The following is a 23,315-nucleotide window of genomic DNA, read 5'->3' as shown; positions in this document are numbered from 1 at the left end:
AGCTGTTAAGCCTTATTCAGGTAATTTAAAGTCAGTTACAGATTCACGTAATGATTCTGCCATACCTGCAAGCTCAGATACCGAACGTGCTGTATCAAATGTAGCACCTGTAGTTTGCGATGTAATTTCCTGTACAACGTTCATCGTTGTTGCAATATGACTTGCAGATGCAGACTGAAGTTTCGCAGCATCAGAAATGTTCGCAATCAGTTTTGCCAAGTTATTCGATACTGTTTGAATTTCATCTAAGGCAACACCCGCATCCTTAGATAAGTTCGCACCACGTACAACCTCTGAAGTCGTTTGTTCCATTGAAATAACGGCTTCGTTTGTATCCGTTTGAATCGTTTTAACCAGTGTTTCAATCTGTTTAGTCGCAGATGCTGAACGCTCAGCTAGACGCTGTACTTCGTCGGCAACCACGGCGAAACCACGACCGGCCTCACCCGCCATAGATGCTTGAATTGCTGCGTTTAATGCCAAGATGTTCGTTTGGTCTGCAATATCGTTAATAAGTGCAACGATGTTACCAATTTCTTGTGAAGATTCACCCAAACGCTTAATACGTTTAGACGTTTCTTGGATCTGTTCACGAATGATATCCATACCATCAATAGAACGGTTTACAACTTCCGCACCGTTAGATGCAATTTGTACAGAACGTTCCGCAACCGTAGCAGATTCTTCAGCGTTTGAAGATACTTGGTCAATTGACAGTGCCATTTCGTTAATTGCCGCAGACGCGCCTGCAATTTCTTGTGCCTGATGCTCAGATGCTTCCGCTAACTGGTTCGTAATACCCTGCGTGTTCGCAGTATATTGTGCAATTTCTTGGGAAGTTTCGTTAATACGTGATACAAGGTCACGTAATTGGTCAATTGCGAAGTTAATAGAATCGGCAATTGCCCCCGTAAAGTCTTCGGATACTGTTGCGTATGAACGTAAGTCACCGTCCGCTAAGTCGGCAATCTCATCAAGTAAACGTAAAATCGCATTTTGGTTACGGTCATACTCATCTTGTAAACGTGTTACACGTTGCTTATCTGCATCACCACGAAGAGTAAGTAATTTATAAACAACTACTAAGAATGCAATAAGTGCCAAAATTAAAACAATTGCTGGAACAACAATGTATAAACCAGAACCACTAGAAACTTGGTTTAAGTTTTTCAATAGTTCATCAGATTTTGCAAAAATTTCAGAAGATGCTTTTCGAACTTGTACAATTTGTTCTGAGTTTTTCAGTACAACAGCAGCAGCAGATTTCAATACATTTTCATAATCTGCTTGAATACTTTCAAGTGAAGCACGTAAATCTGCATTTTCAATACGTTGTACGCCAAGTTCAGCACTACCATTTAATTGTGCATTTAAGTACAAACCAAATGTCTCTGTATCTACGCTGAAGTCATCCGCTGTTTCACGTGAGTTTTCAACACCAACCAATACAGAACTAATTGAACGTAAAATACGCTCTGCAAGGAATACTTGGTTTTTAGCAATAATTACCTGAGTACTAGACAAATTTTGACGTGCCATTTGGTCAACCATCAAGTTATATTCTGCCTGAATACCAGGAATCGCTTCGCCAATTGCAATATTTGTATCATATAAAGTATTGATGAATTTTTGTTGTGAAACAATCAAATCAATATTTTTAGATACTTTTGCCCAATCATTTTCAACAGCTTGAAGTTCTGCTGAAGATGAATTACCGCTTTTTACAACATCTAAGTTACGATTGAACTCAGCCTGCAAGCTTTTTAACTTATCAATTGACTCTTTTGTACCAGAGGCAGTTGCTTCAGTCGCTTGACGAGATACTGTTTGAGATAATAAACGTAAATCACCCAAGCTTTGAGTTAAGCTATTTGAATGGGGAACTGTATAGAACAATGATAAAAGACTGAGTGTAGCAATTAAAAGAGCAGCTACAGCGGCTATAAGTAATGGTTTTGATTTATCAGTGTCACCAAATACACGTGCGTACTGATCAATTTGCGGTTGAAGTTTTTTTGCCAGTGCCGATTCTTTTTTTGGACTGACTTCACCCGTATTTTTCTTTTTAAACTTAAAGCCCATTCAGCTTTCCCCCGATTACAAATCTTGCCCTTTCAAAGAAGGTGAGATTGTTAATTTTAAAAATTTATTGATGCATTCAGATACTTAGGATTCTTTAATAATTGACTAAATAAGAAAACGTTCCACTGCTGATTATGTTGTTGAAAATAACCCTGACAGTATTCTTGTAAATTTTTATCCAAACTTGGATGTTTAGAAAAAAAGCTTTTCTTATTAAAGTGCTGAATCCCCAAAACCTGATCTACAACTAAACCGACATAATGATCATTATGGCTAATGCACATCACTTTTTGAGTGCGTGTATTTTGACTTTTTTGACCTGAAATATAATGCGCTAAGTCTGAAACTGACAACAAACGCCCACGAATATTCGAAAGTCCAACTACCCAAGGTTGAGTATTTGGCACATATGTATATTTTGGTGGATAAATAACTTCAGATACTTCCCCTAATGGAGCAACAAAATATTGCCCCATCATTTCAAAAGCAATGCCAGACCATCGGTTTACTTCGTTTTCAGTTGAAGCGTAGTTTTTATTGCCACGCTTGGACAACCGAAGTAATTCGATAAATCCATTCGCTGCCATATTTTAACCTGCGTTCAGTTGTTGTTTAATCACTTCGATCAGCTGGTTTTCATCTACTGGCTTAGTTAAATAATCACTTGCCCCCTGACGTTTACCCCAAACACGGTCAGTTGCTTGATCTTTTGTACTTACAATAACAATTGGAATATGCTTTGTTGTCGCACCACGCGAAATTTGACGTGTTGCTTGGAAACCATTTACACCTGGCATAACAACATCCATTAAAACCAAATCTGGCAATTCAGCTTGTGCAACAGTTACACCATCTGCGCCATTTGCAGCTTCTAGCACATCATAGCCATGCTTAGTTAAGATTTCTCTAAAACGAAAAGTTTCCGTTGGTGAGTCATCCACAATTAAAATACGAGCCATAGTTTTCCCCAATAACAGCCATTTATCTTATGCAGAAACGTGATTACGGATCGCGTTTAGCAATTCATCCTTGCTAAATGGTTTAGTCAAATATTCATCTGAACCCACAACACGACCTTTAGCCTGATCAAATAAGCCATCTTTACTTGACAACATAATGACAGGAGTATTTTGATAGTTTTGAGAGTTTTTGATGAGTGCACATGTTTGATAGCCATCTAAACGAGGCATCATAATATCAACAAATACAATATCCGGATTTGCATCAGCAATTTTGGACAATGCTTCAAACCCATCTACCGCAGTGACAACTTCATAACCTTCGCGTTGCAATAATGTTTCTGCAGTTCGGCGAATAGTTTTTGAATCATCAATCACCATAACTTTAAGATTTTGGTGTTTATCGTCCATTTAACTGACCCTTCTCATTTTGGATAAGCGATTTATTTGTAATTCAATACAGATTGTAGGTATTTTTAACATATCTTCACTTGAACTTTCAATGAACATATTTCTTACAAATATGCACTTTTAGCAATAATACACAAACAGCTTCACACTTTATAAGAATCAACGATTTTTTTTTGAGTGATATAAAGTTAATATAGATGAAACTATTCTAAAATCACTTCATTATTACTTTAAAATAAGTAATTTAGTCAACTTTATCTTGGGGAAAAAAGTGAACTGGAACGTGCAGAATCCTGAACTAGGAATAAGTGAATATCATCTAAGAATAAGAAAAGTTATTCTACTGATGTTACTTTGCTTATACCCAATTGTAAGTTATGCAAACAACACGACAAAAGCTACTTGGTATCGTTATTACGATAGTCGTGGAATTGCCAATATTAGCTCGACTGTCACTCCTGCGCACATTCGTCATGGCTATGAAGCACTCGACAAAAATATGCAGGTGATTAAGCGAAATAAAGCTTATAGTGTTGAAGCTGACTTAAAACAAGCTCCACAACGTGAAGCCCAAGCAAAGCGACTAGAAAACGACCAAAAACTTAAAAAAGCGTATAACAATAGTAAAGTTGCTACACAAAAACGAGATATTGCTTTAAAAGCAATTCAAAAACAAATTGACTTCCAACAAGCTCAATTAAAACAATTACAAACCGATCGTGTTCAATTTAAACGTGAAGAAATGGAATATACACGTAAAGGTAAAGCAGTCCCTGAAAACTTAAAAAAGAGTCTGTCTTATAACCTGAGCAACTTGAACTCATTAAAACAAAATATTCAATCTTTACAAGTGACTTATTTCAATACACAAACCGAATACGACAAAATTATTGCACGACTCAAAGTAATTGAATAAATTGAACTTTCACATACTCCTATAATCAGGATAAAGTCATGCACTTAAAGGCAACATTATTAACAACACATTTATCTACGTCTATTCGTATGACAACACTATGTGTATGTATTGCCTTAAGTGCTTGCAGTAAAGATACGCCTAATCAAGCTTTGCCTGAAAACAATAAAATTGAATTAATTCAAGCAGATCTTATTCAATTTAAAAATGGTAATGCTGTAGAAAAAACAGCCTTTACAGGTACAATTCGCGCAGTAAATCAAAGTAGTATTCAAGCACAAGTGACTGCAACAGCAACAACAGTGAATACTGAAGTGGGTCAAAGTGTTTCAAAAGGACAAGTACTTGTTCGCCTTAATAACCAAGATAATGCAGCACGACTTGCACAAGCCCAAGCAAATTTAAATTCTGCACAAGCACAAGCCAATCAAGCAAAAAACATGATGCAACGCAAAAAGCGTTTGTTAGATCAGGGCTTTATTTCCAAAGTAGAATTTGAACAAAGTGAACTTGATTATAAAAGCCAATTGGAAAATGCTCGCGCGCAACAAGCCAATGTCAATATCGCTCAAAAAGCCAATCAAGATGGCGTTATTACAAGTCCTATTAATGGCGTTATTACAAAACGCCAAATCGAACCTGGGCAAACCGTTGCAGCAGGACAAACCATTTTTGAGATTGTTGATATAAACGAATTAGAACTTCAGGCAAAAATTCCAAGCGATGCTCAATCTGCTTTAAAAATTGGTCAAGAAGTCGAATTTAATATTCAAGGTAATTCACAAAAGCTTTCTGCTGTTATTTCTAGAATTTCTCCAATTGCAGATTTAAACAGCCGTCAAATTGAGTTTTTTGCAAAACCAAACAGTGCTATCAACTCTTTAAGTATTGGTGCATTTGTGGATGGCAATATTTTATCTGCACAGCAAATTTCAGGACAAATTATTCCGCTTGATAGCATTGTGAATGCAACTACTCAGCCTTATGTATGGGTTGTTCGTCAAAATAAAATTGCCAAAGTGAACATTCAAATTTTAGAACAACGCTACAGCGACAATTCTGCAATTGTTTCAGGTTTACAATCCAACGATGTCATTAGCCGAATTAAATTTACAGATCAGGACATCCACAAAGACGTGATCATTAGTAAAAACTAAAAATTAGGATACTTATTTATGTGGTTAACACGAATTAGTGTGAAATATCCCGTTTTTACTATCATGATGATGTTCTGTTTGATGGTATTAGGTTTAGCTTCTTGGCAACGTATGGGAGTTGAAGAATTCCCCGATGTCGACTTCCCTTTTGTGGTGGTTTATACAAATTATCCGGGTGCTTCGCCTGAAACTGTAGAATCTGAAATTACAAAAAAAATGGAAGACCAAATCAATACGATTTCAGGTCTAAAACAAGTAACTTCTCAATCTAGCGAAGGCTTGTCTACCATTGTTGCAGAATTTAATTTAGATATTTCATCATCTGTTGCCGCGCAAGATGTTCGCGATAAAATTTCGCCTGTAACGTCACAATTTCGAGATGAAGTTCAAGACCCTATTGTAGAAAGATACGACCCAACCACTAGCCCAATTATGTCTATTGTGTTTGAGTCGAATAATATGTCGCTTCGAGATTTAAGTTCTTACTTGGATCAACGCATTATTCCTCAGCTTAAAACTGTAGCAGGCGTAGGTACAGTCAACTTATTGGGCGATGCACAACGTCAAATTCGCATTCAGGTGAATCCACAAAAACTTCAAAGCTTTGGTATTGGTATAGACCAAGTTATTAATACACTAAAAGCTGAAAATGTAGATATTCCTGGCGGTACGTTAAAACAGCCCAACTCTGAACTTGTTGTTGAAATTAAATCTAAAATTATTCATCCATTTGCATTTGGCGATTTAATTGTTGCCAATAAAAACGGCGCACCTATTTATTTAAAACAAGTTGCAACTGTTGAAGATAGCCAAGCGGAAATGGAAACAAGTGCCTTTTTAAATGGTAAATCTGCCGTTGCTGTAGATATTTTAAGAAGCTCCGATTCCAATGTGATTGATGTTGTCGATAACATGTATCAAACCCTTGATGATGTAAATGCACAATTACCTCAAGGCACAACTGCAAAAGTGGTTGTAGATACATCCAAAGGTATTCGAGGCAGTATTAAAGATGTTGCACGCACCATTATTGAAGGTGCTGTTTTAGCCATTTTAATTGTTCTGCTTTTCCTTGGCTCCTTCCGTTCTACCGTTATTACAGGTTTAACTTTACCTATTGCACTATTGGGTACACTTGCCTTTATTTGGGCATTTGGCTTCACCATTAACATGATGACCCTGCTCGCCCTATCTTTAAGTATTGGTTTACTTATTGATGATGCCATTGTGGTACGTGAAAATATTGTACGCCATGCAGACATGGGCAAAGATCATGTTAGCGCAGCCTTAGACGGCACCAAAGAAATTGGTTTAGCTGTATTGGCAACAACCTTAACGATTGTTGCAGTGTTCCTACCTGTTGCCTTTATGGGCGGTATTATTGGACGCTTCTTCTATCAGTTTGGTGTAACTGTAAGTATTGCTGTTCTTATTTCAATGTTTGTCAGTTTTACACTCGATCCAATGCTTTCAGCACACTGGGCAGAAAAGCATAACCCAAATAAAAAACCAAACCGTGTAGAACGTTTCTTTAGTTGGATTTCAGGCAAAATTGATCGGCTAAACATTCATTATGAAAAGCTTCTTAAGCTTGCTTTAAAGTTCCGCTTACTCACTTTACTCATTGCTGTCGCTTCGTTATTTGGCGCTTTAGGGTTATCTAAATTTGTAGGTACAGAGTTCGTTCCTGTTCCAGACAAAGGCGAAATTCGCATTAAATTCGAAACACCTGTAAATGCATCTTTAGAATATTCACAAGCCAAGTTACAACAGGTCGATGCCATTATTCGTCAACATCCTGAAGTAAAAGTTACTTATGGATCAATTAACAGCACAACAGATCGTGGGAAAAACCATGTCAGCATTCGTGTATCTGTTACACCTCGTTCTGAACGAACTCAAACATTATCTGACTTAAACAATGAATTCCGTGATCGCTTAAAATCTGTTGCAGGTATAACTGTCACCTCTGTTGCATCTGCCGATGAAGTTGTTTCAGGTGGTAAAAAACCTGTGATGATTTCTATTAAAGGTCCAGACTTAGACGAACTTCAAAAAATTTCCGACCGCTTTATGGCTGAAATTGCAAAAGTTGATGGCATTGTCGATTTAGAAAGCTCATTTAAAGAACCAAAACCAACTTTAAATGTGCAAATTAATCGTGTTTTGGCAAGTGATTTAGGACTTTCGGTAAATCAAATTGCTAATGTGGTTCGCCCACTTATTGCAGGTGATGATGTTACAACTTGGCAAGATGAAAATGGCGAAACTTATGATGTAAATCTGCGTCTTACGGAAGATCAACGTCGCCTTCCAAGTGACGTGCAAAACATGTATTTAAGTTCACAAAAAACCGATGCCGATAACAACACAATTCTTATTCCTTTAGCTTCTGTGGCTAAGTTTGAAGAAACCTTAGGTGCATCACAAATTAACCGTCGTGATTTATCTCGTGAAATATTAATTGAAGCAAATACATCGGGTCGTCCTACGGGAGATATTGGTGCTGACATTACTAAAATTCAGCAAGACTTTAAATTACCTGTTGGTTATAGCTTCGATACGCAAGGCTCAAATAAAGACATGGCAGAATCGGCAGGTTATGCACTGACTGCAATTACCCTATCGATTGTGTTTATTTATATTGTGTTAGGTTCGCAGTTTAATAGCTTTATTCACCCTGCTGCGATTATGGCATCTTTGCCTTTATCACTCATTGGCGTATTCCTTGCCTTGTTCTTATTCAATTCGACCATGAATTTATTTTCCATTATCGGCATTATTATGCTTATGGGCTTGGTCACTAAAAATGCCATTTTACTCATCGACTTTATTAAAAAAGCCATGGATAAAGGCACAAGCCGATACGATGCAATTATTGAAGCAGGTAAAACCCGTTTGCGTCCAATTTTAATGACCACAAGTGCAATGGTGATGGGTATGGTACCGCTTGCACTTGGTTTAGGTGAAGGTGGCGAACAAAGTGCACCTATGGCGCATGCAGTCATTGGTGGTGTGATTACCTCTACACTACTCACCTTAGTTGTTGTTCCTGTGATTTTTACCTATTTAGACGATTTTAAAAACTTTATGATGCGTCAAACCAAAAAAATCATGTCATAATTTCCCTAGACCATATTTTCCAAAATATTGGGGTGAGATACACAAATGCTCACCTCATTTTTTATTGTATACTCTTTGCTTTCACGCAAAATTTATTAGGACAGTTTCCATGCGCGCGAGTCGCTTTTTATTTGCAACGTTAAGAGAAACCCCAAATGATGCTGAAGTTATTTCACATCAGCTTATGTTACGCGCGGGGATGATTCGTAAATTGGCTTCAGGTTTATATACTTGGTTACCAATGGGCGTTCGCGTATTAAATAAAGTTGAAGCGATTGTTCGCGAAGAAATGGATCGAGCAGGTTCACTTCAAGTACTTATGCCTGTGACTCAACCTGCATCTTTATGGGAAGAATCAGGTCGTTATGTTCAATACGGTCCAGAATTATTACGCTTTAAAGACCGACATACAAACGACTTTGTACTTGGGCCTACACACGAAGAAGTCATTACAGACTTAGCGCGTAACGAATTAAAAAGTTATAAGCAACTTCCTGCAAACTTCTATCAAGTTCAAACAAAATTTCGTGACGAAATTCGTCCACGTTTTGGTGTAATGCGTTCACGTGAATTCATTATGAAAGATGCATACTCTTTCCACGTAGACCAAGCATCATTACAAGAAACTTATGATGTGATGTACGATGCTTATTGCAAAATCTTCACACGTTTAGGCTTAAACTTCCGTCCTGTTCAAGCAGATACAGGTTCTATTGGTGGTTCGGGTTCTCACGAATTCCACGTATTGGCTTCAAGTGGTGAAGACGATATCGCATTCTCTACAGAATCTGATTACGCTGCTAACGTTGAAATGGCTGAATCTGTTTTAGTTGGCGAACGTGCTGCACCTACTCAAGCATTAACAATTGTTGATACTCCAAATCAAAAAACAATTGCAGATGTATCTGCATTCTTAAATTCAGATCCTGCTCAATCTGTTAAAGCATTATTGGTTCAAGGTGTTGCAGAAGAAGGTAAAGCGACTCCTGTTGTTGCTTTATTCTTACGTGGCGACCACGAACTGAATGAAATTAAAGCAGAGAAGCATCCATTAATTGCATCACCGCTTACTTTTGCAACAGAAGAACAAATTGCAAAATTTGGCTTAACGCCAGGTTTCTGCGGTCCACAAGGTTTAGTTGAAAAAGGCTTAACCGTTATTATTGACCGTGCAGCCTCTGTTCTTTCTGACTTCGTTGCTGGTGCAAATGAAGTAGACAAACATGCAACAGGCGTAAACTGGGAACGTGATGCAAAATTCACTGAAGTTTATGACTTACGTAATGTGGTTGAAGGCGATCCATCTCCAGATGGTAAAGGTACACTTCAAATTAAACGTGGTATTGAAGTCGGTCACATCTTCCAATTGGGTCAAAAATACTCAGAAGCTTTAGGCTGTAAAGTATTGGGTGATGATGGCAAACCTTTAGTTGTAACTATGGGTTGTTACGGCATTGGTGTTACACGTGTTGTAGCATCTGCAATTGAACAAAACTTTGACGATAAAGGTATTATTTGGCCTGCTGCCATTGCACCTTTTGACGTTGCAATTGTTCCAATGAATGCACACAAATCTCCACGTACTGTAGAAGCTGCTGAAGCACTTTATGCAGAATTAACAGCTGCGGGTTACGATGTACTTCTTGATGATCGTAACGAACGTCCGGGTGTTAAATTCTCTGACATCGAATTAACAGGTATTCCACACCGCATCGTCATTGGTGAAAAAGGTTTGGATGCAGGTACATTCGAATATAAAGGTCGTACAGATGCAGAATCTACGAACTTAACGAAAGACGAGTTACTTGCAAAAGTGACTAAGTAATTTTTACAGTAAAAGTATTTCTTTTAATTTCCTTTAATTAGGGAATTAAAAGAAACTAAAAGTTCATACTAAATACAAAAAAATCCCGCTAAATAGCGGGATTTTTTTACTTTATTTAAAACATTAAGCTTTAGGTAAAGTTACGCCTGTTTGACCTTGGTATTTACCACCACGGTCTTTATAAGATGTTTCACATACTTCGTCAGATTCGAAGAACAACATTTGAGCAACACCCTCACCTGCATAAATATAAGCTGGTAGGTTTGTAGTGTTTGAGAATTCTAAAGTCACGTGACCTTCCCACTCAGGCTCAAGTGGTGTTACGTTTACAATAATACCGCAACGAGCATATGTAGATTTACCCAAACAAACAGTCAACACATTACGTGGAATACGGAAATATTCTACTGTACGCGCCAATGCAAATGAGTTCGGTGGAATAATACAAACATCTGCTTCAATATCGACAAAGCATTTATCATCGAAATTTTTCGGATCTACAATTGCAGAATGCACGTTTGTGAATACTTTAAATTCACGCGCACAACGCACATCATACCCATAACTTGAAACACCGTATGAAATAAGCTTTTGACCATTTTCATCTAAACGGACTTGGTTTTCAGCATACGGTTCAATCATGCCGTGTTTTTCGCTCATTTCGCGAATCCAGCGATCCGATTTTATTGCCATTGAGTTCTATCCAAATAATGCTAAATAATTCACTGCGAAGTACTTTAACTGAAATCTGACTTAATGAAAATAAGCCTATGCATCTTAGTTTCAATTCAGCTGAAGGAATGCGATGAATGTCCCATCAAAGGCTTAGAATTACAGAATAACTTAATGGAATTGATAAGCTCAGCAAAACCAAAGATGCAGTTTTTTGCAAATTGCTTTGGTTTAATCAGCAAAGTTGTTTAAATAGAAAAAATCATAATCTTTCAAAATAACAGCCATAAAAAAAATTGAAATCGAACATAAAAAATACTACCAAAACACTAAAGAATAGGTTAATTTCTAAATGCTGATTTAATAAACAAAAATTCGAGATTTAAGTAAAAATAGCACCAATAAAACAGTGAGGAATAAAATGAATAAATGGATGAAAGTAACTTTAGCATCAATTGTATTTGCGGGTATTTCAGCTTGTTCAAGTGAAAAATCAACAAGCAATGACAATAAAATAGAAGCATCTGCACAGACAAATAAATTACAAACAAAATTTGTTAATATCGCAACAGGTGGTGCTTCTGGTCCATATAACGTAATTGGAACTAGTCTTGCTGAAATCTATAACAAGACCTATGGTGTGAACTCAAAAACACAGACTACAGGTGCATCTGTGGAGAACTTGAACCTACTTAAACAAAATAAAGTGGAAATGGCATTCGTAATGAGTGACAGTTTAACTGAAGCTTTAAATGGTACAGGTAGCTTCAAAGATGCCAAAATTGAAAATGTTCAGCAAATATCTGCTCTTTATCCAAATTACGTACAAATTGTCACATCCAAAAAGACAGGTATTAAAAATATTGAAGACCTCAAAGGCAAACGTATTGCAGTTGGTGCACAAAATTCAGGTGTGGAAGTAAATGCACGTACACTATTGAATGGTTTTGGCATTACCTACAATGACGTTAAAGTTGACTACCTAGGTTATGCAGAAGCAGCTGATGCGCTTAAAGGTGGAAAAATTGATGCAGCCTTCTTAACTAGTGGTATTCCAAACTCATCACTTATGGAACTGCAACAAGGCTTCGATTTACAAATCGTTGGTATAAACCCCGAAAAAGTAAAAGAAATTGCAAAAAACCAATCATATTTCTTATCTCTAAATATTCCGAAAGGCACTTATGGCAACGATGTAGATATCCCAACTGCAGCAATTATGAATGCTTTAGTAATTCGCTCAGATATTTCTGAAGAAGATGGCTATAAACTTACCAAAACTTTTTTTGATAGCTTGAGTCAATTAGCAAATTCACACCAAGCGGCAACTGAAATCAACCTAGAAAATGCTCAGTCAGGGGCTGTTATCCCCTTACATCCAGGTGCTAAACGCTACTTTACTGAATTAAATAAGAAGTAATGAAGCATTATAAAAGTGCAGTTTTTACTGCACTTTTTTCTCTTTGTCTTATTGTAACGTGGATAATACTAACCCGATCGACAGTCATTACTGAGGTTCGAACGACACTTTTCACATGTACAATAAGTTCACAAGATTTTAGCTTACAGTGGAAGCATTCCGTTGAAAAAACTCAATGGGTTGAGTATTACCAACGTCATCAAGATCACTTTATCCTTCAATATACAGATGTGATTTCTTTTGGTGCAGGTACACCATCTGATTACCCAATTATTTTTCAAAAAAATGGTGTGATAAGAATGCAAGTAGATCAAAAAATATCTGATATTCGATGGACAGTTTCTAAAAATATGCAAGGAACAATCCTTGTAAAGAATAAAATTTGGCCTATTTATCAACATCTTCCCACTTACAGCATCATTGAAATAAGCCCTCAACTTTACCCATTATGGAAGACTTGGCAATTCGGAGAATGCGTATGACACAATCAGAAAATAAAGTTGTGATTGAACAATTAGATGAAAAACAGCAGCAAGAAATTTTAGAAAAATATGATCGAGAATCAGTAACTCGCACTCCAGCAAGTAAATCAATTAAATGGTTTATTGCAGCAATCGCAATTGCATATTCGCTTTTTCATTTATTTATTACTTTCAACCCCTTACCAGAACTCATTCAACGTGCTGCACACGTAGCTATTGGTCTCGTTTTAGTCTTCTTATTATATCCTGCTCGTTTGAGTAGTTCTCGTCAAAGTATCAATTGGTTTGATTGGATTCTTGCTCTCGCATCATTTTCCACACTCATTTATATTTGGATTGAATACCAAGATATTATGACCACACGTGGTGGAATTCCTAATAGTCTTGATATCGTCTTTGCCATTATGGCAGTAATACTTGTTGTAGAAGCAGCACGGCGTGTTATGGGATGGATGCTACCAATTTTAGGCTTAATCTTTTTATCTTATCCTTTCTTTAGTCACTACAATTGGATTCCAGATCGCTTGCTTACGCGCCAATATACAATTAGTGATATTTTCGGACAAATGTATTTAAAAACTGAAGGTTTATATTCATCTGCAATTGGTGCTTCCGTTACTTTCATTTTTCTATTCATTTTATTTGGTGCATTTCTTGCTAAATCTGGAATGGGAAAATTATTTAACGATTTAGCAATGGCACTTGCAGGTCATAAACAAGGTGGACCTGCTAAAGTCGCTGTTATCTCTAGTGGTTTCATGGGAAGTATTAATGGTACAGCTGTTGCCAACGTTGTAGGTACAGGCTCATTTACAATCCCGCTTATGAAAAAAATTGGCTACCATAAAAACTTTGCTGGTGCTGTAGAGGCAAGTGCTTCTGTTGGTGGTCAAATTTTACCACCAGTTATGGGTGCAAGTGCTTTTATTATGGCTGAAACCACTGGAGTAAGTTACGGAACTATTGCGCTTGCAGCAACCTTACCTGCACTCCTGTATTATTTAGGTGTTATGGCGCAAGTTCACTATCGAGCAGGTCGAGATAACTTAAAAGGCGTACCAAAAGCCGATTTACCACGTGTAAAAGAAGTACTTAAAGAGCGTGGTCATTTACTTATTCCAATAGTCGCTTTAGTGTTTTTCTTATTCCAGTCAATTCCTGTCAGTTATGCTGCAGTCTATACCATTCTACTAACCATAGTGGTTGCAGCTTTTAGAAAAACCACACGCATGGGGATTAAGGAAATTCTCGAAGCCTTAGAAGATGGTGCAAAACAATCACTTTCTGTGATGGCTGCCTGTGCTGTAGTCGGAATTATTATTGGAGTTGTTAGCTTAACGAGCTTTGGTTCAGTAATGACTTCATCAATTATGAGCATTGGTGCAGGAAGTTTATTTCTCACGCTTTTCTTCACCATGATTGCTTCAATGATTTTAGGCATGGGACTTCCGTCTATTCCTGCCTACATTATTACGGCAACAATGGCTGCACCCGCTTTAGCTAATTTTGATATTCCAATTTTAGTTGCACACATGTTTGTCTTCTATTTCGGATTATTTGCCAATATTACACCACCTGTTGCTCTTGCCGCCTTTGCAGGTGCAGGTATTGCAGGTGGTGATCCAATGCGAACAGGCTTCCAAGCACTCAAACTTTCGCTTGCAGGTTTTATTATACCGTTCTTATTTGTTTACAACCCTGCCATGCTAATGATTGATACAACCAATGTTGCTGTAAATGCTCGTGAATTTGCACTTCCTGCTTGGACTACCGTAATTAGTATTATTATAACTTCTGTTGTTGGAATTTTAGCCTTAGGTGCAGCAGTTGAAGGTTATTTTAAAACTGAACTTAATTTCTTCTGGCGAATCTTCTTAGGTATTGGTGCTTTAGGCATGATCATTCCTGAAACAATCACCGATATTATTGGCATTATTTTAGTCGTTATTGCACTTTCCATTAATATACTAAAGGCGAAAAAGGAAAGTAAGCCTAGTTTAGCATCCTAGATTTCAAAAAAGAGGGCTATTGCCCTCTTTTTTAAAACTAAACAAATCTTATTTATTTGTTTCAGCAGATGCAGTTACTTGCTCTTGATCCGTAGAAGCTGTTTTGTCTTTCGCTTGAACAAACTCCGCAGGAAAATCGACATTATTAATAATTGCTGCAGAAACATTGAAAGAAATAGCACTTAAAGAGAAAATAGCAGCTGCTAAAATTTTAGTAAAATTCATAATACAAAACCATTCTGTTGTTGCAGGGAGAACTCTATTTTAGAAATTAAAATTAGAGTAAATAATCACAAAATAAGGTGTTTTTTAACCGCTTATCGGATTATGAATAAATCACATAATTTTTCAGCAATAAAAAAGCCCATCATCAGATGAGCTTTTTATGAGTATAAATCTTAAAAAATACGGCTTTGATCTTTTTCTACTTTTGGTAGTTTCTCTGCAATCTTTTTCGCAATTTCCATATAGTTTTCTGCCGCGGCATCACCTGCAATAACAGAAGGTTTACCTGCATCTGCATTTTCACGAATAGATGCATTTAAAGGTAAACGACCAAGTAATGGAATTTGATATTGCTCAGAAAGTTTGTCGCCACCACCTGTACCAAAAATTTGTTCTTCATGACCACAGCTCGAGCAAATATGTGTCGACATATTTTCAATAACGCCCATCACAGGAATTTGAACACGATTGAACAACTCAATTCCTTTTGTAGCATCTAGCAATGCTACGTTTTGCGGAGTCGTTACAATAACTGCGCCTGTAACAGGAATACGCTGTGCCAATGTTAATTGAATATCGCCTGTACCTGGTGGCATATCAATCACAAGTACATCTAAATCTGGCCATAATGTTTGATTAAACAACTGCATAAGTGCGCCTGTTGCTTTAGGCCCACGCCATGCGACAGGAGTGTTGTTATCCCCTGTTAAATGCCCAATTGAAAGTACCGCCATGCCATACGCTTCAATTGGAACAAATTGTTCAGCTTCAATCATGGGTGTACGACCTGCATTTCCTAACATTGTAGGAATACTTGGACCGTAAATATCGGCATCTAACACACCAACTTTTAAGCCTAGTTTTTGTAGTGCAAGCGCAAGGTTTACAGTTGTTGTAGATTTACCCACACCGCCTTTACCCGAAGACACCAAAATCACGTTTTGAATACGTGGATGTTTTGGCACATCACGTTGTTGCGGTGCAGCTTTTTGAATAGGTGGATTATTTGGATCTTCTTCTGCTTTTGTAGAACCAGATGCATCAACAACAGGTGGTAAGTTAGATTTTGCCGTTTCAGCTTTTGGTGTAGAACAGCTTTCACCTTCTTTGTGGTCATGACCACAACCACCTGTTTTTTGCTGAATAACGTGCATGTTCAATTCTGTAATGCCACATTTTTCCAAAGCATCCGCTAAATCATCATGAATTTTTTGTAAATCGTCGGCTTCAGCAGGTACAGTATTTATAGAAATTTGTAGGATATTTCCTTCTACATTGACCTGAGTAATTCGATCTTTTAATAAATTTGTCGAATTTGGTAAAACATAATTTTGAAGCACATTTTGGATTTCTTCTTCATTCACCCCTTTTGCAGGTGAAAAGACAGATTTAAGTGAAGAAAGCCACGACATACAATTACTCCAAGTCTGGATATACAGCAGAATGCCATAGTTTAACCATTATTTAGTCGAAGGTTAAGCAAAGTTCACCACTGTTTATTAAATTCTTACCAAATTAGTTGGTTTTATTAGTTCTATTATGTTGTCTATACAATTTAAAAAGCGCCAAGTATGCAAATGCTTGGCGCTTTTACTTTATAACATTTGAATATTAAGAAGAATTAGCCTTTAAACTTATTTAAAATATCTGATGCTTTTTTCTGAAGCTCATCTAATTTTTCAGTTGCTTGAACTTTTAAATCATCAAATTTTTCGGAAGCATCATGTTTTAACTCTTGCGCTTTTAACTTCGCTTCATCAAGTTTTTGACTTGCTTCAGTTTTTAAATGATCTAACTTATCTTTCAAATCGCCTTGATGTTCATTGGCATTATTTTTCAAATCATTTAATGCCTTTTCGCCTTCAAGTTTTGCTTCCTTTGCAGAATGCTTAACATCATCTACAAGCTTTTCGCCTTCTAGCTGAACTTCTTTCGCTTTCAGTTTTACATCTTCACCAAGTTCAGCCGCTTTATTCTTTAAATCATCTAAATTATTTGTATTCGACATCACATTACCCTCGTTGTTATTAAATTGGTTTAATCATTATTTATACAGATAAATCTGTGAAAAACATTCAAATTTATGAAAACGTAACAAACTAAATACATAAAATTTCGTATAGTAAAAGCAATTCATATTTTTCAAGAACACGAATTAACATGTTGAATCAATTATTAAAAGAGAAAATTATTAAAATCTGTAATGAGAAAATAGAAAAGAAGGGAGAAAATGTCGGCTTATCTTTTTATGCTTTTTTTGCCAATAAAAATGATGATCCTGAAACTTTAATGTACGTTGCAACATGGTGGATTCAAACACATCAGCTTGATCATTTTGAAAAAGCGATAAAAATAAAGCAGCTTATTTCACAAGAAACATAAACTGCTTTATTTAAATTGGCATAATTTTTTAAGCGCGAACTGTGCTCATAAAACTTACAGCAGAGAACAACCAAATAAACAAAATAAAGCTTCGTTCTTGGTTAAAATGTTCTACATCCGTACCGTGTAAAATATTATGGCGCGTTGCTGTTACTACAGAACTGCTATCCATTTTATAGGCATTAATTTCAGCAAAATAACGGTTTAACTCGCATGCAATTTTAGACTTATGCCACAAGCTTTTAATTTCATTACCTTTTAAGCCGGGTACAATTTTGTAGACATCGACAAACTTTGTACCGTTTTGCTTTAAGAAACCTGTTTGCAAAAGTACTTCCGTTAAAATACCTTCCAATTGTGAATATAAAACAGGAATGCATCCTGCGTAAAAACCAAGTTTATACAGCTTTAATGCTTCTAAAATTACCAGTCTACGCTGTGCTTTAGTTTCTCCAATTTCAAGCGCATCAAATGCTTTTAACATTTCAGTTTGAAAATGTTCGCCATTAATTACATCTAATAATTTAAATTCGGCTGCATTTTCAAAGTTTTGGTTTTCACGCCAAAAGTACAATAAATTTAAAGCATCATTGGCAACTTTTTCACCTAAAGGCTGATCGAGTTGTTCTGCCAAAACATTAAAATATTCTTCATTTTCCACTAAGCCATTTAAAGTCTGAATCAGAAAAGCATGTTCATCTGCTGAAATAGCTTCTAAATATTGTTCTGCCTCTTTTAAAATCTGACTACCCAACTGTTTGTTTCGCTGTTCATTTTGCGGAATACGCGTTACAGGTTGGTCGAAATCAAAATCATCATCGATCATGGGTATATCACTCTTAGGGCATTACTTTAATAGGCTATTATCGCTGTTATTGCCTTTGCAATATATAAATATTTACTTTATGAAAAGATTTCACTGAAACCTTTGTGCATATATGCAATATCTCATGTAAAATTACGCCCATTGCATAAAATACGAATGAGAGAGTTATATCCGTGCGTAATATTTTAGTTACTAACGCCCTTCCTTACGCCAATGGTCCAATCCATATGGGTCACTTACTCGGTTATATCCAAGCAGATATTTGGGTTCGTGCCATGCGTGCAATGGGTCATAACGTGACTTATGTATGTGCGGATGATGCTCACGGTACAGCAATTATGCTACGTGCTGAAGCAAATGGCATTTCACCAGAAGCGCAAATTGCCAATGTTCAAAAAGAACATATGCGTGATTTTGATGGCTTTGGTGTTCATTTTGACCATTATGACTCTACAAATAGCGATGAAAACAAAACTCGCTCTGAAGAAATTTATATTAAAAACCGTGAAGCAGGCAATATTGCTGTGCGTCCTGTTTCTCAGTTATTCGACCCTGAAAAAGGCATGTTCTTGTCAGATCGCTTCATTAAAGGCACATGCCCAAAATGTAAAGCGGAAGATCAATACGGCGATTCATGCGAAGTTTGCGGTACAACATATAACGCAACTGAACTACTCAATCCAAAATCAACTTTAAGCGGTGCAGCACCTGTAGAAAAATCTTCAGATCATTACTTCTTTAAACTTCCAAACTTTGCAGAATACTTGCAAAAATGGACACGTGATGAAGGTCGTTTACCTGTTTCAATTGCGAACAAGTTAGATGAATGGTTCGAAAATGGCTTAAACGATTGGGATATTTCACGTGATGCGCCATATTTTGGTTTTGAAATTCCAGATGCGCCAAACAAATATTTCTACGTTTGGGTAGATGCGCCAATTGGTTATATGTCTAGTTTTGAAAACTACATTAAAACTAAACGTCCTGAATTAAGCTTTGACGATTATTGGAAAAAAGATTCTAAAAATGAGGTGTATCACTTCATTGGTAAAGATATTGTTTATTTCCACGCTTTGTTCTGGCCTGCAATGCTTGAAGGTGCAAACTACCGTACGCCAACAGGCTTATTCGTAAATGGTTTCTTGACTGTAAATGGTCAAAAAATGTCTAAATCTCGTGGTACGTTTATTAAAGCTGAAACGTATTTAGAGCATTTAAACCCTGAATATTTACGTTACTACTTCGCCTCTAAACTTTCTGACAAGGTTGAAGATTCTGACTTAAACCTTGATGATTTCGTTCAAAAAGTGAATTCTGACTTGGTTGGTAAAGTGGTGAACATCGCAAGTCGTTGTGCGAAATTCATCAACACGAAATTTGATAACAAACTTTCTGCGACTTGTGCAGAACCTGAGTTGGTTCAAAGCTTTATTGATGCGGGTGATTCAATTGCGAAAGCATATGAAGATCGTGAATTCTCGGCTGCTATTCGTGAAATTATGGGTCTTGCTGACAAAGCCAACCAATATATTGATGAGAAAAAGCCTTGGGCACTTGCGAAAATTGAAGGTGAAGAACAACAAGTTCATGATGTGTGTTCTGTAGGTATTAACCTGTTCCGTCAATTAGCGGTTTACCTTGCACCTGTACTTCCAACATTGGCAGATCAAGTTCAAGCGTTCTTACAGTTAGACAGCTTCAACTTCGAATCTCGTAAGCAAGTATTGGTTACACATGAAATTGCATTGTTCCAACCTTTAATGCAACGTGTTGACCCTAAAGCTGTGGCTGCAATGGTCGATGCCTCTAAAGATTCTTTAGCTGCCCCTGCGGAAGCACCAAAAGCTGAAAAGAAAAAAGAAAAGAAAGTTGCTGAGAAAAAGCCTGAGCCTAAAGTTGGTGAGGCTGAAATTATTGGCATTGAAGACTTTATGAAAGTTGACCTACGTGTGGCTGAAGTTTTAGAAGCTGCAACAGTTGAAGGTTCTGACAAGCTCCTTCAATTGACGTTAAATGTGGGTGAAGTTGAGCCACGTAACGTATTCAGTGGTATTCGTGAGTTCTACCAACCTGAAGATTTAAAAGGTAAATTGGTGGTGATGGTTGCTAACCTTGCACCACGTAAAATGCGCTTTGGTATTTCAAACGGTATGGTTTTAGCTGCGGGTAATGGTGAAGGTGTTTGGGTGATTTCACCTGAATCTGGTGCTAAAGCTGGTGATAAAGTGTCTTAATTGTTGGATTAAGATTAGAAAAAGCCTCTACGCTGTAGGGGCTTTTTCTATTGGTTTATTACCTCTCCCTAGCCCTCTCCTAAAAGGAGAGGGAAATTCCTTTTGAACTCCAAAGCGGTATTCAATCAATTGCCCCGACAAAAGTAACAATTGATATTTATTCTTCTTGGATTTTTTCCCACTGATGCATGCAGTAACTACAATATCCTTCATTCCAAGTAACTTCCTCTGGACATAAACTAGCTGAACATCGTTCACATTCATGGTTAGCACTTTCCTCGCAGCATAAACAAACCCCCTCTTCCATAGAATACGTTTCTTCACCACACTCTGGACATACTGTATAAGGATCAGAACCACCATCTTTATAATGGTGATAACCATAGTTCCTTTCACAATCAATTGAAACTGCTGAATTAATTACTTGTTCGAATGAGAGTTCAACATTACAAGCCACACATTCATAGTTGGTATATTTAGCTGACATTTGTGTTTCGATAGGCTTTAACAAATCTGAACCACAATTTGAACATACTGCATCTTTTATTAAAATTTCTTGTTTTGCTGAAAAATAAGTATTTTGATCCAGTGTGTGTAAGCATTCTAGTTTTTCTTTATCATAAACATTTTTGACATCAAGTAATTTTTGCCAATAATCCTGTCCTAATAGTTTAGATGGTTCCTCATTCAAATACGCTCGAACAAAATCATTAATAATATTAAAACCATGAGTTAATATTGCTTGTATCGCTTTAGGATTTTCGTTACTAAAATAATGCTCTACATTGTTTCTATACTCTTGTATTTTTTCTAAACTCTCCCATTCCACCTCTATTTCAAATTCATTAAATTTATTAACTATACCTTTGAAGTTTATTGTGTTATTTCCAACTCCGATAAAGCTTTCATTTCCATCTTTATCAATTATTTTCTTATGTTTAACTTTAATATATAAATCATTAGAGCCTATTGGACTTAAATCCGCTAAATGACTCTTAAATAGCAATAAGATCCCCGAGAATAGATTTCGTGTACATGAAACCAATCTTTTAGGATTTTCATCGATTAATTCATAGTCATCAATCCCCAAGTGAATAGAATCAATTGCGTTTTGCAAAATAGTCATTTTTTAATCCTTTATAATTATCTTAAACAATTTATCTATTCACTTCATTTAAGACAAGTGATAAACCGAAATATCTCCTTAAACCAATAACAAATACATAAAAACCTCAAAATTTCTATTCCTCAAACTTTCTCCAAGCACCAAAAATATCACTACATAAGCAATTGAATTAACAACCATTCCAATACAAAAACAAGTCGCGGGCTACTACCACCATCAAATCGGCAATACCAAAATCACTGACCTACTTGATGGTACAAATAACCTTAATTTATTACTTAACAAATAATAAAAAACCCCTATAGATAGAGGCTTTTTATTGCAAATCAAAAATGAACTATTCAACTGCAATCATTACTTTCATCGCATTTTCATCTGCGCATGCTTAAACACATCATAGATTTTTTAAAACTCATCAAATTTAAAATCATGCGTTAAGAATCATTATCTAGAACTATGCTGAAGCGCCCTCGGTCCATACATCAAACCTTTATTCCGCTCATCAACACGAAATAATTTTGAACTTACAGACTTAGACACATCGTAACCTGCATCCCCCACCTGATTCGAAATTTGATCAATCAAAGCAGATACAAGCAAACCCGTTAAAGTATCAGAATCATTACTACGCTCACTGCTTTCTTTACCCTGCCAAAGCAAAGCACCTGTATTTAAACTCACAAGCTTGGCTTCAACCTCAACAGTCACAGTTGTATCAATCACTTTATACTGAGAACCATACTTTTTCACTTTCAAATACAAAGCAGCATCTGCACCAAAAATTTCTTTGAGCTTTTTCAAAGGAATATTTTGCGCGTCAAAACCATTGGTCACACCATTTTCTTTCAGCATGGTGTCTACAACAGTCACCGGAAAAACATAGTATCCTGCTTCTGCAAGTGGAGGCGTTACCGTAGACCAAAAACTATTGGTTGCACGTGTATCAGGCGATTCGTTTACAGGTGGCAATACCAAAATTGAAGCAGGTACATTCGCCATATAAACCGATCTATCTACCACTTGATCTGCTACAGCATAGCTAGAAAATAAAGCGCAACTTAAAACAATACTTGTGAAAAAACTAAACTTTTTCATTTTTTCACTCCACTTGAATTTGTAGCGCCCATACGTTGTAACAAACGGTTCATCAACACTGTAGATTCAGGATAAACCTGTTTTTCAAGCTGAAAATACATTGCAGCACGTTGTGAATTTTGAACATCTAAATTCAATAATCCCAAATGACCATACAACCCAGGTGGCACTGCTCTATTTTCTGCTTTAGATTTTTCAATATCTTTTTCAAGACGTGCTATTTGCTCTAAAGGCGATACTTTCGATCTTTCACTCATATAATTATAAGTTTGTTGAGGAAATTCTCCCCAACGATACAAAGATGTTTCTCCACCGCCACATCCAACCAAAACAAGGCTAAGTGCAATAAGAGCTAAAACTGTTTTTTTCAT

21 protein-coding genes and 2 pseudogenes are annotated in these 23,315 nt (G+C 36.6%); 10 read left to right on the top strand and 13 right to left on the bottom strand.

All coding sequences use genetic code 11. The annotated features are described in order from the left end of the window. Positions 1–12 precede the first annotated feature (12 nt). From SKM54_RS01040 to pilG, 4 genes are read right to left on the bottom strand one after another with little or no spacing between them, the layout of a single operon-like run. Positions 13–2,082, bottom strand: coding sequence for a methyl-accepting chemotaxis protein (locus SKM54_RS01040; protein WP_154772846.1), 2,070 nt, complete (start codon positions 2,080–2,082; stop codon positions 13–15). Positions 2,083–2,138: 56 nt separating this feature from the next. Then, the gene (locus tag SKM54_RS01035; RefSeq protein ID WP_154772847.1) at positions 2,139–2,669 is read right to left on the bottom strand and encodes a chemotaxis protein CheW; all 531 of its coding nucleotides are present in this window, start codon (positions 2,667–2,669) and stop codon (positions 2,139–2,141) included. A 3-nt stretch (positions 2,670–2,672) separates the two neighbouring features. Beyond that, positions 2,673–3,041 carry a response regulator gene (locus SKM54_RS01030; protein ID WP_154772848.1) on the bottom strand — a complete coding sequence of 123 codons (369 nt, stop codon included), beginning with the start codon at positions 3,039–3,041 and terminating at the stop codon, positions 2,673–2,675. Positions 3,042–3,068: 27 nt separating this feature from the next. Next, a complete protein-coding gene (gene pilG / locus SKM54_RS01025; protein WP_154772849.1) occupies positions 3,069–3,452 on the bottom strand; it encodes a twitching motility response regulator PilG in 384 nt (127 codons plus the stop codon). A 346-nt stretch (positions 3,453–3,798) separates the two neighbouring features. Here pilG and SKM54_RS01020 point away from each other — a divergent pair, with 346 nt between their 5' ends. From SKM54_RS01020 to SKM54_RS01005, 4 genes are all read left to right on the top strand, one after another. Continuing rightward, positions 3,799–4,368, top strand: a complete 570-nt coding sequence (locus SKM54_RS01020) for a hypothetical protein (RefSeq protein ID WP_154772863.1) — start codon at positions 3,799–3,801, stop codon at positions 4,366–4,368. 38 nt (positions 4,369–4,406) lie between these two features. Continuing rightward, positions 4,407–5,525: an efflux RND transporter periplasmic adaptor subunit gene (locus SKM54_RS01015; RefSeq protein ID WP_154772850.1), complete on the top strand. Its 1,119-nt coding sequence runs from the start codon at positions 4,407–4,409 to the stop codon at positions 5,523–5,525. Between the two features lie 18 nt (positions 5,526–5,543). Next, entirely contained in the window at positions 5,544–8,648 is a 3,105-nt protein-coding gene (locus tag SKM54_RS01010) for an efflux RND transporter permease subunit (RefSeq protein ID WP_321089563.1), read from the top strand. Positions 8,649–8,757: 109 nt separating this feature from the next. Beyond that, positions 8,758–10,473 carry a proline--tRNA ligase gene (locus tag SKM54_RS01005; RefSeq protein ID WP_321093667.1) on the top strand — a complete coding sequence of 572 codons (1,716 nt, stop codon included), beginning with the start codon at positions 8,758–8,760 and terminating at the stop codon, positions 10,471–10,473. 123 nt (positions 10,474–10,596) lie between these two features. On the opposite strand, the gene dcd is transcribed toward SKM54_RS01005, so the two are convergent. Together dcd and SKM54_RS00995 are read right to left on the bottom strand one after the other, a co-directional pair. Continuing rightward, a complete protein-coding gene (gene dcd, locus SKM54_RS01000; protein WP_152875746.1) occupies positions 10,597–11,166 on the bottom strand; it encodes a dCTP deaminase in 570 nt (189 codons plus the stop codon). Positions 11,167–11,290: 124 nt separating this feature from the next. Further along, positions 11,291–11,380, bottom strand: a pseudogene (locus tag SKM54_RS00995) (LysE family translocator); the annotation flags it as partial. 186 nt (positions 11,381–11,566) lie between these two features. On the opposite strand from SKM54_RS00995, the gene SKM54_RS00990 reads away from it, so the two are divergent. Genes SKM54_RS00990 through SKM54_RS00980 form a run of 3 tightly spaced genes read left to right on the top strand, consistent with a single transcriptional unit; the run spans position 11,567 to position 15,056 of the window. Next, positions 11,567–12,565 (top strand): TAXI family TRAP transporter solute-binding subunit, encoded by a 999-nt coding sequence (locus SKM54_RS00990; RefSeq protein WP_311917752.1) that lies wholly within the window; start codon positions 11,567–11,569, stop codon positions 12,563–12,565. Beyond that, positions 12,565–13,047, top strand: coding sequence for a DUF1850 domain-containing protein (locus SKM54_RS00985; protein ID WP_154772854.1), 483 nt, complete (start codon positions 12,565–12,567; stop codon positions 13,045–13,047). The genes SKM54_RS00990 and SKM54_RS00985 overlap by 1 nt, the downstream gene beginning before the upstream one ends. Next, positions 13,044–15,056, top strand: a complete 2,013-nt coding sequence (locus SKM54_RS00980; protein ID WP_154772855.1) for a TRAP transporter permease — start codon at positions 13,044–13,046, stop codon at positions 15,054–15,056. Before SKM54_RS00985 ends, SKM54_RS00980 begins: the two co-directional genes overlap by 4 nt. A gap of 48 nt (positions 15,057–15,104) precedes the next feature. Here SKM54_RS00980 and SKM54_RS00975 read toward each other — a convergent pair whose 3' ends face one another. The 3 genes from SKM54_RS00975 to SKM54_RS00965 form a co-directional block, all read right to left on the bottom strand. Beyond that, on the bottom strand, positions 15,105–15,281 hold the full coding sequence (locus SKM54_RS00975; RefSeq protein WP_154772856.1) for a hypothetical protein: 177 nt from the start codon (positions 15,279–15,281) through the stop codon (positions 15,105–15,107). Between the two features lie 173 nt (positions 15,282–15,454). After that, positions 15,455–16,693, bottom strand: coding sequence for an iron-sulfur cluster carrier protein ApbC (apbC, locus tag SKM54_RS00970; RefSeq protein ID WP_321093664.1), 1,239 nt, complete (start codon positions 16,691–16,693; stop codon positions 15,455–15,457). Positions 16,694–16,902: 209 nt separating this feature from the next. Continuing rightward, positions 16,903–17,289, bottom strand: a complete 387-nt coding sequence (locus SKM54_RS00965) for a hypothetical protein (protein ID WP_321093663.1) — start codon at positions 17,287–17,289, stop codon at positions 16,903–16,905. A 152-nt stretch (positions 17,290–17,441) separates the two neighbouring features. Here SKM54_RS00965 and SKM54_RS00960 point away from each other — a divergent pair, with 152 nt between their 5' ends. Further along, positions 17,442–17,663: a DUF6500 family protein gene (locus SKM54_RS00960; protein WP_407060919.1), complete on the top strand. Its 222-nt coding sequence runs from the start codon at positions 17,442–17,444 to the stop codon at positions 17,661–17,663. A 28-nt stretch (positions 17,664–17,691) separates the two neighbouring features. Here SKM54_RS00960 and SKM54_RS00955 read toward each other — a convergent pair whose 3' ends face one another. Continuing rightward, positions 17,692–18,489: a hypothetical protein gene (locus SKM54_RS00955; RefSeq protein WP_321093661.1), complete on the bottom strand. Its 798-nt coding sequence runs from the start codon at positions 18,487–18,489 to the stop codon at positions 17,692–17,694. A gap of 173 nt (positions 18,490–18,662) precedes the next feature. On the opposite strand from SKM54_RS00955, the gene metG reads away from it, so the two are divergent. Beyond that, the gene (gene metG / locus SKM54_RS00950; RefSeq protein WP_321093660.1) at positions 18,663–20,723 is read left to right on the top strand and encodes a methionine--tRNA ligase; all 2,061 of its coding nucleotides are present in this window, start codon (positions 18,663–18,665) and stop codon (positions 20,721–20,723) included. Positions 20,724–20,880: 157 nt separating this feature from the next. Here the strand turns inward: metG and SKM54_RS00945 are convergent, their stop codons facing one another. Then, positions 20,881–21,849 (bottom strand): hypothetical protein, encoded by a 969-nt coding sequence (locus SKM54_RS00945; protein WP_321093658.1) that lies wholly within the window; start codon positions 21,847–21,849, stop codon positions 20,881–20,883. 148 nt (positions 21,850–21,997) lie between these two features. Here SKM54_RS00945 and SKM54_RS00940 point away from each other — a divergent pair. Continuing rightward, positions 21,998–22,120, top strand: a pseudogene (locus SKM54_RS00940) (MBL fold metallo-hydrolase); the annotation flags it as partial. 173 nt (positions 22,121–22,293) lie between these two features. On the opposite strand, the gene SKM54_RS00935 reads toward SKM54_RS00940, so the two are convergent. Together SKM54_RS00935 and SKM54_RS00930 are read right to left on the bottom strand one after the other, a co-directional pair. After that, positions 22,294–22,944: a DUF799 domain-containing protein gene (locus tag SKM54_RS00935; protein WP_321093656.1), complete on the bottom strand. Its 651-nt coding sequence runs from the start codon at positions 22,942–22,944 to the stop codon at positions 22,294–22,296. After that, a complete protein-coding gene (locus tag SKM54_RS00930; protein ID WP_321093653.1) occupies positions 22,941–23,315 on the bottom strand; it encodes a DUF4810 domain-containing protein in 375 nt (124 codons plus the stop codon). The genes SKM54_RS00935 and SKM54_RS00930 overlap by 4 nt, the downstream gene beginning before the upstream one ends.

The organism is Acinetobacter faecalis, assembly GCF_034187745.1.
GTDB lineage: Bacteria > Pseudomonadota > Gammaproteobacteria > Pseudomonadales > Moraxellaceae > Acinetobacter > Acinetobacter faecalis.
Note: the sequence above shows the minus strand (reverse complement) of the source record. Positions and strands in the feature narration are given on the sequence as shown.

Excerpts from the sequence above, each read along its gene's own strand:
- SKM54_RS00990 (WP_311917752.1), top strand. The coding sequence starts at position 11,567 with ATGAATAAATGGATGAAAGTAACTTTAGCATCAATTGTATTTGCGGGT.
- SKM54_RS01010 (WP_321089563.1), top strand. The coding sequence starts at position 5,544 with ATGTGGTTAACACGAATTAGTGTGAAATATCCCGTTTTTACTATCATG.
- SKM54_RS00975 (WP_154772856.1), bottom strand. The coding sequence starts at position 15,281 with ATGAATTTTACTAAAATTTTAGCAGCTGCTATTTTCTCTTTAAGTGCT.
- SKM54_RS00960 (WP_407060919.1), top strand. The coding sequence starts at position 17,442 with ATGTTGAATCAATTATTAAAAGAGAAAATTATTAAAATCTGTAATGAG.
- SKM54_RS00965 (WP_321093663.1), bottom strand. The coding sequence starts at position 17,289 with ATGTCGAATACAAATAATTTAGATGATTTAAAGAATAAAGCGGCTGAA.
- dcd (WP_152875746.1), bottom strand. The coding sequence starts at position 11,166 with ATGGCAATAAAATCGGATCGCTGGATTCGCGAAATGAGCGAAAAACAC.
- SKM54_RS01020 (WP_154772863.1), top strand. The coding sequence starts at position 3,799 with ATGTTACTTTGCTTATACCCAATTGTAAGTTATGCAAACAACACGACA.
- SKM54_RS00955 (WP_321093661.1), bottom strand. The coding sequence starts at position 18,489 with ATGATCGATGATGATTTTGATTTCGACCAACCTGTAACGCGTATTCCG.
- SKM54_RS01005 (WP_321093667.1), top strand. The coding sequence starts at position 8,758 with ATGCGCGCGAGTCGCTTTTTATTTGCAACGTTAAGAGAAACCCCAAAT.
- SKM54_RS00980 (WP_154772855.1), top strand. The coding sequence starts at position 13,044 with ATGACACAATCAGAAAATAAAGTTGTGATTGAACAATTAGATGAAAAA.
- SKM54_RS01015 (WP_154772850.1), top strand. The coding sequence starts at position 4,407 with ATGCACTTAAAGGCAACATTATTAACAACACATTTATCTACGTCTATT.
- SKM54_RS00935 (WP_321093656.1), bottom strand. The coding sequence starts at position 22,944 with ATGAAAAAGTTTAGTTTTTTCACAAGTATTGTTTTAAGTTGCGCTTTA.
- SKM54_RS01030 (WP_154772848.1), bottom strand. The coding sequence starts at position 3,041 with ATGGCTCGTATTTTAATTGTGGATGACTCACCAACGGAAACTTTTCGT.
- SKM54_RS00985 (WP_154772854.1), top strand. The coding sequence starts at position 12,565 with ATGAAGCATTATAAAAGTGCAGTTTTTACTGCACTTTTTTCTCTTTGT.
- SKM54_RS00945 (WP_321093658.1), bottom strand. The coding sequence starts at position 21,849 with ATGACTATTTTGCAAAACGCAATTGATTCTATTCACTTGGGGATTGAT.
- pilG (WP_154772849.1), bottom strand. The coding sequence starts at position 3,452 with ATGGACGATAAACACCAAAATCTTAAAGTTATGGTGATTGATGATTCA.
- SKM54_RS01040 (WP_154772846.1), bottom strand. The coding sequence starts at position 2,082 with ATGGGCTTTAAGTTTAAAAAGAAAAATACGGGTGAAGTCAGTCCAAAA.
- SKM54_RS01035 (WP_154772847.1), bottom strand. The coding sequence starts at position 2,669 with ATGGCAGCGAATGGATTTATCGAATTACTTCGGTTGTCCAAGCGTGGC.
- SKM54_RS00930 (WP_321093653.1), bottom strand. The coding sequence starts at position 23,315 with ATGAAAAAAACAGTTTTAGCTCTTATTGCACTTAGCCTTGTTTTGGTT.
- apbC (WP_321093664.1), bottom strand. The coding sequence starts at position 16,693 with ATGTCGTGGCTTTCTTCACTTAAATCTGTCTTTTCACCTGCAAAAGGG.